This is a genomic window from Vibrio orientalis CIP 102891 = ATCC 33934, assembly GCF_000176235.1.
Classification (GTDB): Bacteria; Pseudomonadota; Gammaproteobacteria; order Enterobacterales; family Vibrionaceae; genus Vibrio; species Vibrio orientalis.
On the sequence record NZ_ACZV01000004.1, the window covers coordinates 1,086,845 to 1,102,263 of the forward strand.

Sequence of the window (15,419 nt, forward strand, 5' to 3'; positions counted from 1 at the left end):
CCAATTTCTTATTCAAGGAGCGAGAAATGAGACAAGGAACCTTCTTCTGTATTGATGCACATACCTGTGGTAATCCGGTTCGATTAGTTGCAGGCGGCGTGCCTCCGCTAGAAGGAAAGACCATGAGCGATAAGCGCCAGTTTTTCCTCGAACACTATGATTGGATCCGTCAGTCGCTCATGTTTGAGCCTCGCGGTCATGCCATGATGTCAGGGTCCGTGGTACTGCCACCTTGTAGTGACAATGCCGATGCATCGATTCTGTTTATTGAAACCAGTGGCTGTTTACCGATGTGCGGCCACGGCACCATTGGAACTGTCACCTCTGCGTTAGAACACAAGCTGATCACCCCAAAAGAAGAAGGTCGATTAATCCTAGATGTACCTGCAGGACAGATTGAAGTGCACTATCAAAGAGACGGCGAAAAGGTCACCTCAGTAAAGATCTTTAACGTCCCTGCTTATCTTGCTCACCAAGATGTCACGGTTGAAGTTGAAGGGTTAGGCGAGATCACCGTTGATGTTTCTTATGGTGGCAACTACTACGTCATCGTCGATCCACAAGAAAATTACCAAGGACTAGAGCACTACACGTCCGATGAAATTTTAATGCTGAGCCCAAAAGTTCGCGAAGCGGTTTCTCAAGCGGTTGAGTGCATTCACCCTAACGATCCAACCGTTTGTGGCGTGTCGCATGTGCTTTGGACTGGCACGCCAACTCGCCCAGAATCTACCGCCAAGAACGCTGTGTTTTACGGAGAAAAAGCCCTCGACCGATCTCCTTGTGGTACAGGAACCAGCGCGCGTATGGCGCAATGGCATGCCAAAGGCAAACTCAAACAAGGAGAAGATTTTATCCATGAGAGCATCATTGGCAGTTTGTTCACCGGACGAATCGAAGGCATTACCGAGGTAAATGGTCGAGCAGCGATACTGCCAAGTATTGAAGGCTGGGCACAAGTCACGGGGCACAACACCATTTGGGTCGATGACCAAGACCCGTATGCGTACGGATTTGAACTGAAATAAACCCAATTAACCCCATATTTAGGAAACGTTATGAGTACTCGCCACACCTTTTACGCACTAAACCCAGCGACTGAGCAAACGCTAGCTGGCCAATTTGCCGAACACAATCAAGCCGACGTTAATCTTGCCGCCTCTGCTGCTCATGAAGTCGCAAAGTCATTTCGTCAAACATCGCCCAAGACTCGAAGCCTATTGCTACAAGCGATTGCAGATTGCCTTGAAGAGCAGCGAGAAGCGATCGTTGAACGAGCCAACCTAGAATCAGCCCTTCCACCAGCCAGGCTCAACGGGGAGCTAAGCCGTACAACTGCACAGCTAAGGCTCTTCGCTGACGTGGTAGAGGGCGGATTATGGCAAGAAGCGATTTTTGATACCGCTAATCCCAATCGAGAGCCACTTGCTAAACCCGATATTCGTCGCCAAAACATTGGTTTAGGCCCAGTCGCGGTATTTGGTGCTTCCAACTTCCCTCTCGCGTTTTCCACTGCCGGCGGTGATACCGCTTCGGCTCTCGCGGCGGGTTGCCCTGTGGTAGTGAAAGGCCACCCTGCTCACCCTGGCACCAGTGAAATCGTGGCAAAGTGCATTGCCAAAGCAATCGAAGCACAACAATTACCCCAAGCGATATTTACGCTGCTGCAAGGCACGAGCCACGAACTTGGCCAAGCCGTTGTCAGCCATCCAGCCATAAAAGCGGTTGGGTTCACAGGTTCGATTCATGGTGGCCGAGCCCTATTCGATCTAGCTCAGAGCCGCTCAGAACCAATCCCATTTTATGGTGAGTTAGGCGCTTCAAATCCTGTATTTATTCTTTCCCATCGCATGGCAGAACATGCGCAATCTCTGGCGGAAGAGTACATCCTTTCGATGAATATGGGTTGCGGGCAGTTTTGTACTAAACCTGCGGTCGTATTTGTGGCTAAAAGTAAAGCGAGTGAGGAATTCATTGCCACCGTTCGCCAAGGTATTAAGCAGCAGCCTGGGCAAACCATGCTGACTGGTGGAATTAAACATAACTATTTGGTCCAAAGCGAAGAAAGAGCCAGTCAAAGCGGCTTAACTCGTACTCAGTCTCAACCAGATAATGGTGTACCATCAATGCTGTTTGAAACCACCAGCGATGAGTGGCGTAATAATCCACAGTGGCAAGAAGAGATCTTTGGACCACAGTCGATCATCGTAGTGTGTGAAGATGACCAAGATATGCTGCAACTGAGCACAAACTTGGCTGGAAGCTTAACTGCAACCATCCATGCCGAAGAACCAGACTACCCTATTGCTTCTCGACTGCTTGATGAACTTGAAGAGGTCGCAGGTCGTATCGTCTTTAATGGCTGGCCTACCGGTGTTGAAGTCAGTTATGCCATGGTGCACGGCGGTCCTTACCCAGCTTCAACTATGCCAGCCAGTACCTCTGTTGGTGCTGAGGCAATCAAACGTTGGTTAAGACCGGTTGCCTATCAATCAGTACCAGAAGCCCTTTTACCCGACGCCCTTAAATCACAAAACCCGCTCAGTGTTCGCCAATCGGTGGATGGGAAATAGGCTTAATAAGGCCAAAAACAATACAGCCTGCTACATTGAGCAGGCTGTTTCTTAGATCAAACCGATTAGGTTTTCACTGGTATATTACCAACCGTAGTAGCTCTTTTGAGCGTAACAAGTCGACGTTTTTAGATTATCAGGGCTTTGATCGTTAACCTTAACTGACCAAACGTTGGTTGAATCTTGAACGGTAGGAACCTGAATACCATTGATACTCGCATTCATATACTTAGCATAGGCATTGTAGTATGAAGCACGTTGAGTTGGACCAGTATGGTAAGACGCAGCCTTATTACACTCTAATCCACCGTTCACAATGTTAGTCACTGTGCCTAAACGGTAGGAGATAACAGCCTCATCGTAAGACTCACCTTCAGCCGTAACAATACTGCCGCCATCATTACGTTGTGGTAACCCTAACTCTTGGCTACTGCTTGAGACGTGAGTGATGTTACCCATCATGACATCATGCGATGATGGTTTTGCACCTTGCGGCGTCATCCAGAACCAAATACCCGATAAGATCGATAAATCCCCTTGGTTTGCGACATAATCTGGACGTTTCAACAAGGTATCACGTTCAGTGATCAAATCACGCATCATGCCATTGTCATACAACCAGTAGCTAAACGCACCATAGTTATAGTTCCAAGACAGCTGAATAATACCTCGACCATAGTAAGAGCGCCCTTCAGCTGGTGGGTAAGCGGTAGAGCCAGCATCAACATAGTTAATTGCCGGGCTAGTACCGTCAGGGTTAGTTGAGTATCCCACTTCTTCAACCCAGTAAAGTGCACCTTTCCAAACAATGCCAGCGTCTTTATCGTTCACGATCCATGGCGCGGGAGCATTGTCCCACGAGCCAGAAGTCTCTCGCGATGATTTCGCCCAAAAGCTTGTAAATTCTAGAGCTTGCTGAGACTTAGTCCCTTCATTCAGGAACTGTTTGTAGCCTTTACTTTCCGCCCACGTATTGTACTCCAGTACCGCACGCTTGAATGCGTCTAGATTAAATGTATCTTTAGAACCATCAGCGAGAGCAAATGGAGGTTGGTTACGAGCTCCCCCTCCCATGTTGTAGCGACCAGAACGCATAGGGAAGAACCAATCCCAATGTTCGTTAGTTAGCTCACTCAAGAATTCATAGCCATCGGCTGGCAGGTCGGTAGGTGGATCAATAACAGGAGTCTCTGGGTCTGGTGTTACCGGCACTTCCGGTTCTGGATCTGGAGTAACAGGTAACTCAGGTTCAGGCGTGACTGGCACTTCTGGCTCAGGTTCCGGAACCACTCCATCAACAACTTGCCAAGGGGTTTCCCAATCCTGCAGCGTTCCACCACTAGATACCGTCAGCACTGGCTTGTCACCTTTCGTCCAGTATCTTGCTTCAAACAATAACGTTGAGCCGTCAATCGTATAGCTGACTCTGTCCCCAGCAACATAAGCCGTTGTCGAGTTCCAAAATTCACCTGGTAATTCTGGATCTGGAGTAACCGGGATTTCTGGCTCTGGCTCTGGCTCTGGCTCTGGCTCTGGCTCTGGAATGATTGGTAGTTCCGGCTCTGGGTCCGGTGTAACAGGAGTTTCAGGATCTGTTGTCTCCGGTGGTTCTGGATCAGGGTCAGGAGTCACTGGCGGAGTCACATCATCAGAGACCCCATCGATTTGGGTCCACGGCGTTTCCCAATCTTGAACCGTTCCACCATTCGAAACAGTCAGGGCTGGTTCACTACCTTGAGTCCAGTATTTAGCTTCGAAATAAAGCTCCTCTCCATTGATCGAATGCTTTACTTGATCCCCCGCGTTGTAAGCCGACGAACTGAGCCAATTATTCACAGTCACGGATTCAGGCAAATAGTGGCCTAAAATATCAGTTTCGCTAACCAACTCCCATGCTCCATTTCCGTCGGTAAAACTTGGCGATTCACCTTTCACCCACCACTTATTCTTGAATACCCCCCAGCGTTGGCCATCGGTAAACTTTACGCTCGAATCTGCATGTTCATACGTTTTATTAACATCAAACACAGGTAGTTGGTCCCAACCAGAATAGATTTCACGTTGCGCTGCTTGTTTCGCAAAGATTCTCTCATTACTCAGGCTATGGTTGTACACAGCTATCGATTCTACGTTAGGTACCGTTTTACTGCTTGGGGCAGTATTTGGTAACGCATATGCGCCCGTAGAAATAAGCCCCGTAGCTATCAGTGTTAACGTCAATTTATTCAGACTTAAGTTTTTGTTTTCCATGCTTAAACTCCCTATAAACCTAAGATTGTGGAGAGTTAACTATATTGGCCAGCGCAGTACATAGGCACAGAAATTAATCAATTGGAGTGATATGACGAAACTGAGAGCGATATATGGAAGCAGCCTAACAAAGAGCATGAATTATAATGATTGATAAACGCACTCCGGCGCAAAAAAATTCATTTAATTGACATTATACTCAGCAACAACTAATTCTTAATAAGCAATCAATTTCTTATTGCAAGCTGAAACAATGTCAGGAGAGCGCTATGGATAGCAATATTCAGTTTTACGAACCGGAAGACGCCTACGGATTTCTTTCCAATTTTTTCCATTCTCCAATTAACATCGATGGTCAGACTTGGCCTACAAGTGAGCATTACTACCAAGCACAGAAGTTCGTTGATCCAGAGATCTATGGCCAAATTCAACACAGTAAAACGCCAGATCGCGCATTTGAGCTAAGTCGTGAGTTTAAACAAAAAGAACGAACTGACTGGCTCGATATTCGACTCGATGTGATGCGCTTTATCGTCACAGAAAAGTTTAGCCAGAACCCATTATTGGCGTTTAAATTGATCGAAACTGGCGAGGCAACCCTCACTGAGCATTCACATAAGGATGCTTTTTGGGGCGATGGGGAAGATGGGCAAGGTAACAATCACCTCGGCAAGATTTTAATGTCTGTGCGTCAACGGTTGCAAAACAGTACCCCTTACAACCTAATTCAATTTGTTGATAAAGCTAAGCTGCCAACCAAATGGGGCACCTTTGAAATGCACGGTTTTATTGAACGTGAAACAGGTAAAGAACACTTAGCGCTGGTCTACGGTGATATCTCTTCCGTGGAAGCGCCGTTGATTCGCCTACATTCCGAATGCTTAACCGGTGATGCATTGTTTAGTACTCGTTGTGACTGCGGCTTCCAACTCGATAGAGCTCTGCAAAACATCACCGACGAAGGTGCGGGCGTTTTACTCTACTTACGTCAGGAAGGTCGTGGTATTGGGTTGATCAACAAAATTCGAGCTTATCACTTGCAAGATAAAGGCGCCGATACCGTTGAGGCCAACGAGCAATTAGGCTTTGCCGCCGACATGAGAGACTACCGATTTTGTCGAGGAATGCTCAGCTATCTAGGCATCGATACTGTACGCCTGATGACCAATAACCCACGTAAGGTGAAAGCGCTAGAGCAAGCTGAGATTGTTATCCAAGAGCGAGTGCCACTGCAGGAAGGCATTAATACCAATAACCAGTTCTACCTTGAAACCAAAGCCGCTAAGCTAGGCCATCTTTTTGATCGCCAGTTTATTAAGCAATAAAGTCTTTTGAATAAATGAGAGCCTTGACGATTCAGGCTCTCATTGCTGCCTAAAACCTGACACAAGCTCACTCTCAGCATTACCAACTATTGACCTATCCCCCAAAAAACAGCCCACTGGCACGTTGTTCATTCACATTCTCCGACAAAATAGTATATTGAATACAATATTGAAGACGTACTACTGGAGACTTGGATGTCACAACCTGTTTTTAAAACTCGAACCCAATTAGTCGAAGAAGCGATTCGAACTAAAATTCTCAAAGGGGAGTTGAAAACTGGTCAGCCTTTGCGCCAAGACGCACTGGCTAAAGAGTTTAACGTTAGCCGTATCCCCGTTCGCGAAGCCTTAATGCAGCTAGAAGCACAAGGATTGGTCAGCTTTGAAGCTCATAAAGGAGCAACGGTTACCGAACTCTCCCCAGACAAGATTGACGAGTTGTTTGAGCTAAGAGCAGTGGTTGAGTGCCACATTTTGGAGCGCGCGATTCAAAAGATGACTGACGAAGACCTCGCCAAAGCTAACGCCATTCGCGAACGCTTTGATGACGTGGTAAGTCGAGGTGATGAAGTCGAAGAGTGGAGCAACTACAACTATGAGCTGCATAAAGCGCTCTACGCTCCTGCTGATATGCCAGAGACCATGGACGTCATCTATAACCTCAACACCAAGTGTGACCGCTATATTCGTATGCAGTTATTGTTTACCGAAGGCACTGTCAAAGCGGACAAAGAGCACCAAGCGCTACTGGAAATGTGTCAGAATCGTGATATCGAAGGTGCGAAATATATGCTTAAGAAACACATTCTTGAAGCGGGGGCCGCCATTCGCGATTTGTTGCTAGAACGCCATAACGACCCATCCTAATGGAGTAGCCCGTATGCATATTGGTCCTGAGTTTTTATTAGCCGCAATTCGCCTTAAGATCAAAGAAGAAGGCTTATGCTACAGTGCTTTGTCTGAGAAAACGGGTATTCCACTCTCTACGATAAAGCGGCATTTGCATAACCCTTCCCTTGGGCTAGATAAGATCCTCATCTATACCAATCACCTCAATACGGATCTAAAAGAGCTGTCCGAGATTGCAATTCAAATCCAGCGTGATAACGAACAGTTCTTATCTGGTGAGCAAAATGCCTTATTCGTTGAACATCCTTATCTACTCGACTTTATCTACCTTGTTACCTCTTGTAATCTGACTCCTGAAGAAGTGGCGCAAACGTACCAGCTCTCTGAAACCAGTTTACGCTTTTATCTCAGCATTGCCGAAGTGCTCGGTTACATCGAAAACCTCGGCGACAAAGTGTTCTACCGCTCAGGGCGTCGCTTCATTATGGAAGAAGGCACCGCCCTAGACACACTGTTTAAGCGCCGATTTGAACAAATTTCGATGGCAGATAACACGCTCTCTCAGGTTTGCCATGCGCGGGTTAGATTAACACCCGAGCAAAGGTTAAAGCTTGAACAAGAAGTAGATCAGAAAATAGGCGAGATGCATGCGGCCAATAGCGCTAATGGTACAGGTGAGTTAACGAATGTACTTTTCCGCAATATTCCGGGCCAACAAATCTTTTTTTCTGATGGCCTACCAGAAATCAATGGAGAGCTTCTCAAACAAGTCTCCGCACGTTTTCGCAGCACCTAGTCTATTGATAAATAGCCGCTGTGATCTGACAGCGGTTTCAATACATTTGGCTGACTAAATTTTATTCAGTCTCAAAAACTAAGACCGCTGGTCTCTGCTTCTGCCACCTTGTTGCAAACATGTTAAATAGTGTTTGTTTGAGCATTTTATACAATATACATTCACCTCATCCCTAGTGGTGAAATGTCGGTTAATACCAAACCGTTCATGGCGTTAACCTCCCCTCCCATTTCGCCATAGGGTCACTCCTATAAGGAAATAACGAGGAAGCTATGAAAGCAAAAAAACTGATCGCATTAAGTGCTATTGCTGCGGCATTTATGGCAGGCAATACCATCGCGAAGCCCTACCCGGCAGGAACACAACTGGCAGACAAACAAGAAATCGTGCTTAACAACGGCGCTGAGGTCACATCGATTGATCCAGCAAAACAAGCTGCAGAGCCAGCCTTCAACTTAGGTCGCGACCTATTTGAAGGACTAACGATTCAAGATAAACAAGGTAAAACCATTCCCGGGATTGCTGAAAGTTGGCAGGCTAATGACAACAATACCGTCTACACCTTCAAACTACGTCAATCACAATGGTCGAATGGTGACCCTCTGACAGCAGAGGATTTTGTCTACAGTTGGAAACGCTTAATCGATCCAGAAACTGCTTCCCCTTATGCGTGGTTTGCAGCCATTCCTGGCATCAAAAACTCTAACAAAATCATGAAAGGAGAAGCATCAGCTGAGTCATTAGGCGTTCGTGCTATTGACGACCATACCTTTGAAGTAACGCTTGAGAAGCCAGTTCCTTTTTTCATCAAACTGCTTAGCCACCCTGTGCTAGCGCCTGTTCACCAAGCGACCATCGAAAAACATGGCAACGCATGGACGCAACCACAAAACATCGTCACCAATGGCGCCTTCACCGTTTCAAACTGGAAAGTGAATGAAAAGATGGTGATGGTCAAAAATGACAAGTATTGGGATGCGGACAACGTTGTCTTAGAGAAAGTGACTTGGCTACCGATTGGCGATGCAAACGTCGCTCTTAACCGATACCTAGCAGGCGAAATTGACCAAGCGCTTTCTATCCCTTCCGCGCAAAAGAACAAATTGCTTAAGAAGTTCCCAGAGCAAGTGGCTGACACCAGTGCCTCGCTTGGCTCAACCTTCTATTACCTAAATACGGAAAAAGGGCCAACCCAAGACCTTCGTGTACGTCAGGCACTTTCTTACTCGATCGACCGTAACATCATCACTAAGGCAATTGCCAAAAATGGCGGCATTCCAATGTTCACTCTAGTGCCACCGCAAACCGATGGCTTTAAGACTCACACACCAGAGTTCGCGACTTGGGAGCAAGCTAAACGCAACCAACAAGCACAAGCGCTACTCACAGAAGCTGGTTACAACGCATCGAACCCTCTTAAGCTGACGTTTACTGTTCCGACGTTTTCAAAAGACGTGAAAATGGCAACGGCTATGGCTGGTATGTGGAAAAGCGTGCTAGGTGCACAGATCGAAATCAAACAGCTTGAGCCTAAAGTATTCTATGCATTGAAAGATCCGGGCAACATCAGCCGTGGCGGTTGGACTGCTGATTACAATGAAGCATCAACTTGGTTAGACATCTTCGTTTCAACAGGCGAATACAACGACTCCAAGTATGACAACCCTGAGTACGATCGCTTAATGGCAGAGTCAAAAAGCCTCAGTGACCCATCAGCAGAGTACATTGCCGCAGAGAAATTGCTTATCGAAGATATGGCTATCATCCCTATGTATCGCAATGGTAACGATCAATACCTGATTAAAGCGCACGTAGGTGGCTATGAGCGCACCAACCCAGAATCTTCATACTACCGCAAAAACGTTTACGTTATGGCCCGTTAATTGGGACGGTTTGCCCGCACCTCGAAGTCCTCGTAGGTTGCGGGCTTTTTTCTAAGGAAAGGATAGGTCATGTTGCTGTATATTCTTCGCCGCTTGCTGATTGCAGTGCCTACGCTGTTGTTTATCGCGCTAGTCTCATTTTGGCTGATGCACATCGCACCCGGTGGCCCCTTCGATATGGAGCGCCCAATGCCAGAAGTGGTACGCGCCAATATTGAAGCTAAGTTCCATCTTAACGAACCTTTTATCATTCAGTTTTTTATCTACATTGGTAACTTCATTCAAGGCGATTTAGGGCCAAGCTTTGTTTATCAAGATTTTAGTGTTACCGAGTTAGTCAGCCAGTCATGGCCTGTTTCGGCTGTACTTGGCGTGATTTCATTTTGTATTTCCGTACCGTTAGGCATGGTACTGGGCACCATTGCTGCACTTAATCGTAATGGCAAGCTCGACTACTTACTGATGTCACTTTCAATGACCGGCGTAGTGATCCCCGCGTTTGTATTGGCACCTGTATTAGTCACGATCTTCTCTATCCATTTAGGCTGGCTACCTGCTGGTGGCTGGGAAGGTGGCAAGCTGGCCTTTCTGGTTCTCCCGGTGCTCAGTCTTGCCATTGGTTCAGTCGCGAGTATCGCTCGTGTTATGCGCGGCGCCATGATCGAAACGCTCAATCAACCCTATATTCGCACAGCCAAAGCCAAAGGCCTTTCCACCAGCTACATATTATTCCATCACGCACTGCGTCCATCTCTGATCCCAATTATTGCCATGCTTGGCCCAAGCTTTGTTGCCGTGGTGACCGGTTCCGTGATTATCGACATTTTCTTTAGCACAGGCGGAATGGGACAGCATTTTGTCTCTGGCGCGCTTAACCGTGACTACGGCTTAGTCATGGGCATTACTTTGATCGTCGCAGCACTAACGATCTTCTTTAACTTGGTGGTCGACATTCTTTATACCGTCATCGACCCGCGCATTCGTGTTTAGGAGGTAGCGAATGTTAACCAAACAAATTGATGCTAAGGAGCTGGCAGACCAAATGAGCTCCAACATTGAAGCAGTTGAAGGTCGAAGCCTATGGCAAGATGCATGGGCGCGATTTCGTAAAAATCGCGCTGCGATGACCTCAATCTATGTCTTAATGTTCATTGTTTTATGCATTGTTTTTGGCCCTCATTTGGCTTCTTTCGGTCATGATGAGATTGACTGGAACGTGGTCGCCGATCCTTATGAACTCGGCAAACCATCAATCAGCTCCGGTCACTATTTTGGTACCGATGACCTCGGCCAAGATATCTTCGCCCGAACTATGCAAGGTGGCCGGCTCTCTATCATGGTTGGATTTATGGGCGCATTGGTTGCCGTAGTTATTGGTACCGCTTGGGGCGCGCTCTCTGGCTACCTTGGCGGCATGGTTGATAGCACCATGATGCGCATTATTGAAGTGCTCGACTCTGTTCCTTTTATGTTCTTGGTGATCCTATTTGTCACTCTATTTGGCAACAATATCTATCTCATTTTCGTTGTGATAGGCATGGTCTCTTGGCTTGGCATCGCCCGAGTAGTACGTGGCGTCACCTTCAGCATTAAGAAGCGCGAATTCATTGAAGCGGCCCATTCGATTGGGGTCTCTCGACTGACCATTGTTCGTCGCCATGTATTGCCTAACGTACTTGGCATCGTGATGGTTTACTCGTCGCTGATGGTACCTGGCTTCATCATGTTTGAGTCCTTCCTAAGCTTCTTAGGCCTAGGGGTTCAGCCGCCTGATACTAGCTGGGGCATTCTAATCGCCGAAGGGGCGAAAACCATTGATGTCGCCCTATGGCAGTTAGTGTTCCCGTCCATCTTTCTTGTCGCCACGCTGTTTTGCTTTAACTTTATTGGTGACGGCTTACGTGACGCACTTGATCCGAAAGATCGCTAAGGAGTAGTGATGAGTATTCTTTCAATAAACAATATGAACGTACGCTTTCAAACCCCTGACGGTTTGGTCCAAGCGGTTAGCGATCTTTCTTACTCAATCAAGCAAGGTGAAACGCTCGGTATTGTCGGCGAGTCTGGTTCAGGCAAAAGCCAATCGGTGTTCGCGTTGATGGGGTTAACCGCAGACAACGGCGTGGTGACAGGTGAAGCCAATTTCCACGGTGAAAACCTCCTCACAATGTCGAAAAAACAGCTCAATCACATTCGCGCCGAGAAGATTGGCATGATCTTCCAAGACCCAATGACCTCGCTTAACCCATTTATGAAAGTCGGTAAGCAGTTGGCAGAAGTACTGATGATCCACAAAGGTATGTCGAAGCGAGAAGCAGAAAACGAAGCGATTGCGATGCTTGATGCGGTACGTATTCCCTCTGCGGCGACTCGTATGGCTCAGTATCCACATGAAATGTCGGGCGGCATGCGCCAACGCGTGATGATTGCCATGGCACTGCTGTGTAAACCAGAGCTGCTTATTGCCGATGAACCCACCACTGCCCTTGATGTGACGGTGCAAGCGCAAATCTTAACTTTACTGCGTGAGCTTCAGGCTGAATTTAACACGGCAATTTTGCTGATCACCCACGATATGGGCGTGGTCGCGGAAATGTGTGACCGAGTCTTAGTCATGTATGGCGGAAGAAAAATGGAAGAGGCCGATACCGATTCAATCTTTGATTCTCCCGCTCACCCGTATACCCAAGGCTTACTGAAAGCGATTCCTTCTATTACTGAGGATATGGATAGGCTGCCGACCATTCCGGGCAATCCACCAAGTGCATTGATTCACAATAAAGGCTGTCCGTTTAAAGAGCGTTGTGGGAACTATAGAGCGGAATGCAGTGCAACTGTGCCTCCGTTTCGTTCGCTTTCTCATCGCCAAGGTCTTGCATGTCATGTCAACGCACCAACGACCATCGCCAATATTGCCCGCTCAGCATAGGAGGACATATGACAAAACCAGAAATATTGCTTTCAGCACGCGATCTTAAAGTCCACTTTGCTATCAACAAGCATATCCTGCCGAGTAAACGTAAAGTGGTTAAAGCGGTCGATGGCATTGACCTAGATGTATACCGTGGTGAAACCCTTGGTATTGTGGGTGAATCTGGCTGCGGAAAATCAACACTCGCACGTGGTTTATTACGCCTAATCGAGCCCACTGATGGACAATTGCATTGGAAAGGCGAGAATATGCGCGCCCTTGGAAAGCAACAATTAGCCCAGCGCCGCCGTGAGTTCCAAATGGTGTTCCAAGATCCATCCGCTTGTTTAAATCCGCGCCTGACAATTGCCGAATGCATCGCCGAGCCGTTGCTGACCCATGAACCACAATTGACGCGCAAAGGGGTAGAGGGCCGAGTCATCGCTATGATGGATAAAGTCGGCTTACTCGCAAGCCAACGTAACCGCTATCCCCATGAATTTTCTGGCGGACAGTGTCAGCGTGTTGGGATCGCTCGCGCACTGATTCTCAAGCCAGATTTAGTCGTGTGTGATGAGCCTGTCAGCGCGCTGGATGTCTCCATTCAAGCTCAAGTGATCAATCTGCTTGATGACCTTAAACAAGAGATGGGACTAACACTGGTGATGATCGCCCACGATCTTAGCGTGGTTCGTCATATCAGTGATCGTGTCATGGTCATGTACTTAGGTAAACCGATGGAAGTAGGACGCTACGACAGAGTCTTCGACGATGCGCGGCACCCGTATACCAAAGCGCTGTTGTCTGCGGTACCAATCGCTCATCCAACGTTAGCGCGTAATCGGGATATTCAATTATTGCCGGGAGATTTACCTTCACCACTGAATCCACCCAGTGGCTGTGTCTTCCGCACTCGTTGCCCAAGTGCCACAGAGCTATGCGGCGCACAAAAACCAACTAAGAGTGGTCACAATGATCACCATATTTTCTGTACACATACTTTGCTAGGAAGCCCACAATTATGACAATCACCACGGTTCCACAACGCCTTGATGCTTTACGAGAAGGCATGAACCAGTACGAGTTGGATGCGTATATCGTCACCAACAACGATCCTCATGCGAGTGAATATTCTGCTGATTACTGGCTAGCTCGCCAATGGGTTTCCGGTTTTACAGGCTCGGCAGGAGATGTCGTCGTTACCAAACATGGCGGCGGTCTATGGACAGATGGCCGTTACTATATTCAAGGCGCTGAGCAGCTTGAAGGCTCTGGGCTAGAGCTATTTAAAGCGAGGCTACCAGAAACCCCAACCATCGCAGAGTGGCTAGCTGAAACGCTACCGGAAAACTCCGCCGTGGGTGTCGATGGCCGCAGCATCAGCCAGCAGTTTTATACCGAGCTTAAAGCGGCGTTTGCCGACAAATCGATACAAATTGTTCTTGACCAAGACCTAATCTCACCGATATGGCATGACCGCCCAGCAAGACCATCTGCGCCTTTGTTCAACCACCCGATCAGCGTTGCCGGATTCAGTGCATCACAAAAAGTAGCCCAGATCCGTGAGTTCCTTACTGAGCAATCTGCAGACGCTCTGCTTATCAGCACCCTTGATGACGTAATGTGGACACTCAACATTCGTGGTGGCGACACCGCTTACTGCCCGATTTCTGAAGGCTATTTACTGATAGATCATACCAGTAGTCGCCTGTTCATTGATCAAAGAAAGTTAACTCACACCGTGAGTCTGGAGCTCGAACAGCATCAGATTCACATCCATGATTACGAACACCTTAATACAGCGCTAAACCTGATAGATAAAGGATCTTCACTTATCTACACAGCAAAAAACAGCGACAGTCTACTTATCAGTCAAGTGAAATCAGAGCTCACCCTTATCGATAAGCCCTGCCCTATCACTTTAATCAAAGCGCAGAAGAATCCCACCGAGCTTAGTAGTCTTGAAGAAACCCTTCGTCAAGACGGCGCCGCTGTGGTCAAGTTCATGAAGTGGCTCGATGAACAAGTCCCTAGCGGCAATGTTACCGAGCTGAGTGCTGAGCAAACACTAATGGGTTATCGAAAGCAAATCGATGGCTACATTGGTGATAGCTTTAGAACCATCGCGGGTTACGCTGAACATGGCGCCAAGATGCACTACGCCGCCAACGAAGAGAGCAGCTACGCTGTTGGTGAAGCTCATTTCTTGTTAGTCGATTCTGGCGGTCAATACCCAGGAGGTACGACAGATATTACCCGTACCTTCCACTTTGGCATGCCAAGCCAGCAAGAAAAAAGCGACTACACCTTAGTGCTAAAAGCAGTCATTCGCCTGACCCAAGCGCGATTTATGAAAGGCTCAACCGGCGCTAATCTCGACATTATGGCGCGTGGCGTCCTTTGGCAACATGGTATTGACTACAAGTGTGGCACTGGGCATGGAGTTGGTATTTGCTTGAATGTTCACGAAGGGCCACAGAACTTCTCACAAAATCCACGCGAAGTCGCTTTGCTACCGGGAATGGTGATAACGAATGAGCCGGGAGTGTATCGTGAAGGTATTCACGGCGTTCGCATCGAAAACATCATGAAAGTGGTTGAGATCGAAGAGAATGAATTCGGTACTTTCTACGGTTTTGAAACCATCACCCTTGCTCCGATTGCTACAGCCATGATTGATAAGTCGATGCTAGACGCAAGCGAAATTGCGTGGCTCAACAACTATCATCAACAGTGTCTAAGCGAGCTTTCCCCTTATCTTTCGGCTCAGGAGTGTGAGTGGCTGACTAAAGCAACTCAACCAATATAAATCTCCTTTTGTTGTGTTTACAA

The 15,419-nt window shown here is 47.5% G+C and carries 12 protein-coding genes; 11 read left to right on the forward strand and 1 reads right to left on the reverse strand.

From position 1 onward, the window contains the following. Positions 1 to 26: 26 nt before the first annotated feature. Both VIA_RS08405 and VIA_RS08410 read left to right on the forward strand, forming a co-directional pair. Positions 27 to 1,028, forward strand: a complete 1,002-nt coding sequence (locus VIA_RS08405) for a 4-hydroxyproline epimerase (RefSeq protein ID WP_004412414.1) — start codon at positions 27 to 29, stop codon at positions 1,026 to 1,028. Positions 1,029 to 1,058: 30 nt separating this feature from the next. Then, positions 1,059 to 2,573, forward strand: coding sequence for an aldehyde dehydrogenase (NADP(+)) (locus VIA_RS08410; protein ID WP_004412415.1), 1,515 nt, complete (start codon positions 1,059 to 1,061; stop codon positions 2,571 to 2,573). 84 nt (positions 2,574 to 2,657) lie between these two features. Here VIA_RS08410 and VIA_RS08415 read toward each other — a convergent pair whose 3' ends face one another. Continuing rightward, positions 2,658 to 4,823: a glycoside hydrolase family 19 protein gene (locus VIA_RS08415; protein WP_004416061.1), complete on the reverse strand. Its 2,166-nt coding sequence runs from the start codon at positions 4,821 to 4,823 to the stop codon at positions 2,658 to 2,660. A 269-nt stretch (positions 4,824 to 5,092) separates the two neighbouring features. Here VIA_RS08415 and ribA point away from each other — a divergent pair, with 269 nt between their 5' ends. The 9 genes from ribA to VIA_RS08465 all read left to right on the forward strand — a co-directional run bounded on the left by ribA (position 5,093) and on the right by VIA_RS08465 (position 15,396). Continuing rightward, positions 5,093 to 6,148: a GTP cyclohydrolase II gene (ribA, locus tag VIA_RS21670; RefSeq protein ID WP_004412417.1), complete on the forward strand. Its 1,056-nt coding sequence runs from the start codon at positions 5,093 to 5,095 to the stop codon at positions 6,146 to 6,148. A 195-nt stretch (positions 6,149 to 6,343) separates the two neighbouring features. After that, complete coding sequence (locus tag VIA_RS08430) at positions 6,344 to 7,015, forward strand: GntR family transcriptional regulator (RefSeq protein ID WP_004412418.1); 672 nt, start codon at positions 6,344 to 6,346, stop codon at positions 7,013 to 7,015. A 13-nt stretch (positions 7,016 to 7,028) separates the two neighbouring features. After that, complete coding sequence (locus tag VIA_RS08435) at positions 7,029 to 7,793, forward strand: hypothetical protein (RefSeq protein WP_004412419.1); 765 nt, start codon at positions 7,029 to 7,031, stop codon at positions 7,791 to 7,793. 272 nt (positions 7,794 to 8,065) lie between these two features. Beyond that, on the forward strand, positions 8,066 to 9,676 hold the full coding sequence (locus tag VIA_RS08440) for a peptide ABC transporter substrate-binding protein (RefSeq protein WP_004412420.1): 1,611 nt from the start codon (positions 8,066 to 8,068) through the stop codon (positions 9,674 to 9,676). A 69-nt stretch (positions 9,677 to 9,745) separates the two neighbouring features. Next, a complete protein-coding gene (gene oppB, locus VIA_RS08445) occupies positions 9,746 to 10,666 on the forward strand; it encodes an oligopeptide ABC transporter permease OppB (RefSeq protein ID WP_004412421.1) in 921 nt (306 codons plus the stop codon). A 10-nt stretch (positions 10,667 to 10,676) separates the two neighbouring features. After that, complete coding sequence (locus VIA_RS08450) at positions 10,677 to 11,606, forward strand: ABC transporter permease subunit (RefSeq protein ID WP_004412422.1); 930 nt, start codon at positions 10,677 to 10,679, stop codon at positions 11,604 to 11,606. 9 nt (positions 11,607 to 11,615) lie between these two features. Continuing rightward, entirely contained in the window at positions 11,616 to 12,605 is a 990-nt protein-coding gene (locus VIA_RS08455; protein WP_004412423.1) for an ABC transporter ATP-binding protein, read from the forward strand. 8 nt (positions 12,606 to 12,613) lie between these two features. Continuing rightward, the gene (locus VIA_RS08460) at positions 12,614 to 13,612 is read left to right on the forward strand and encodes an ABC transporter ATP-binding protein (RefSeq protein ID WP_004412424.1); all 999 of its coding nucleotides are present in this window, start codon (positions 12,614 to 12,616) and stop codon (positions 13,610 to 13,612) included. Next, a complete protein-coding gene (locus VIA_RS08465) occupies positions 13,609 to 15,396 on the forward strand; it encodes an aminopeptidase P family protein (protein WP_004412425.1) in 1,788 nt (595 codons plus the stop codon). Before VIA_RS08460 ends, VIA_RS08465 begins: the two co-directional genes overlap by 4 nt. Positions 15,397 to 15,419: the final 23 nt, after the last annotated feature.

Excerpts from the sequence above, each read along its gene's own strand:
- VIA_RS08405 (WP_004412414.1), top strand. The coding sequence starts at position 27 with ATGAGACAAGGAACCTTCTTCTGTATTGATGCACATACCTGTGGTAAT.
- VIA_RS08410 (WP_004412415.1), top strand. The coding sequence starts at position 1,059 with ATGAGTACTCGCCACACCTTTTACGCACTAAACCCAGCGACTGAGCAA.
- VIA_RS08415 (WP_004416061.1), bottom strand. The coding sequence starts at position 4,823 with ATGGAAAACAAAAACTTAAGTCTGAATAAATTGACGTTAACACTGATA.
- ribA (WP_004412417.1), top strand. The coding sequence starts at position 5,093 with ATGGATAGCAATATTCAGTTTTACGAACCGGAAGACGCCTACGGATTT.
- VIA_RS08430 (WP_004412418.1), top strand. The coding sequence starts at position 6,344 with ATGTCACAACCTGTTTTTAAAACTCGAACCCAATTAGTCGAAGAAGCG.
- VIA_RS08435 (WP_004412419.1), top strand. The coding sequence starts at position 7,029 with ATGCATATTGGTCCTGAGTTTTTATTAGCCGCAATTCGCCTTAAGATC.
- VIA_RS08440 (WP_004412420.1), top strand. The coding sequence starts at position 8,066 with ATGAAAGCAAAAAAACTGATCGCATTAAGTGCTATTGCTGCGGCATTT.
- oppB (WP_004412421.1), top strand. The coding sequence starts at position 9,746 with ATGTTGCTGTATATTCTTCGCCGCTTGCTGATTGCAGTGCCTACGCTG.
- VIA_RS08450 (WP_004412422.1), top strand. The coding sequence starts at position 10,677 with ATGTTAACCAAACAAATTGATGCTAAGGAGCTGGCAGACCAAATGAGC.
- VIA_RS08455 (WP_004412423.1), top strand. The coding sequence starts at position 11,616 with ATGAGTATTCTTTCAATAAACAATATGAACGTACGCTTTCAAACCCCT.
- VIA_RS08460 (WP_004412424.1), top strand. The coding sequence starts at position 12,614 with ATGACAAAACCAGAAATATTGCTTTCAGCACGCGATCTTAAAGTCCAC.
- VIA_RS08465 (WP_004412425.1), top strand. The coding sequence starts at position 13,609 with ATGACAATCACCACGGTTCCACAACGCCTTGATGCTTTACGAGAAGGC.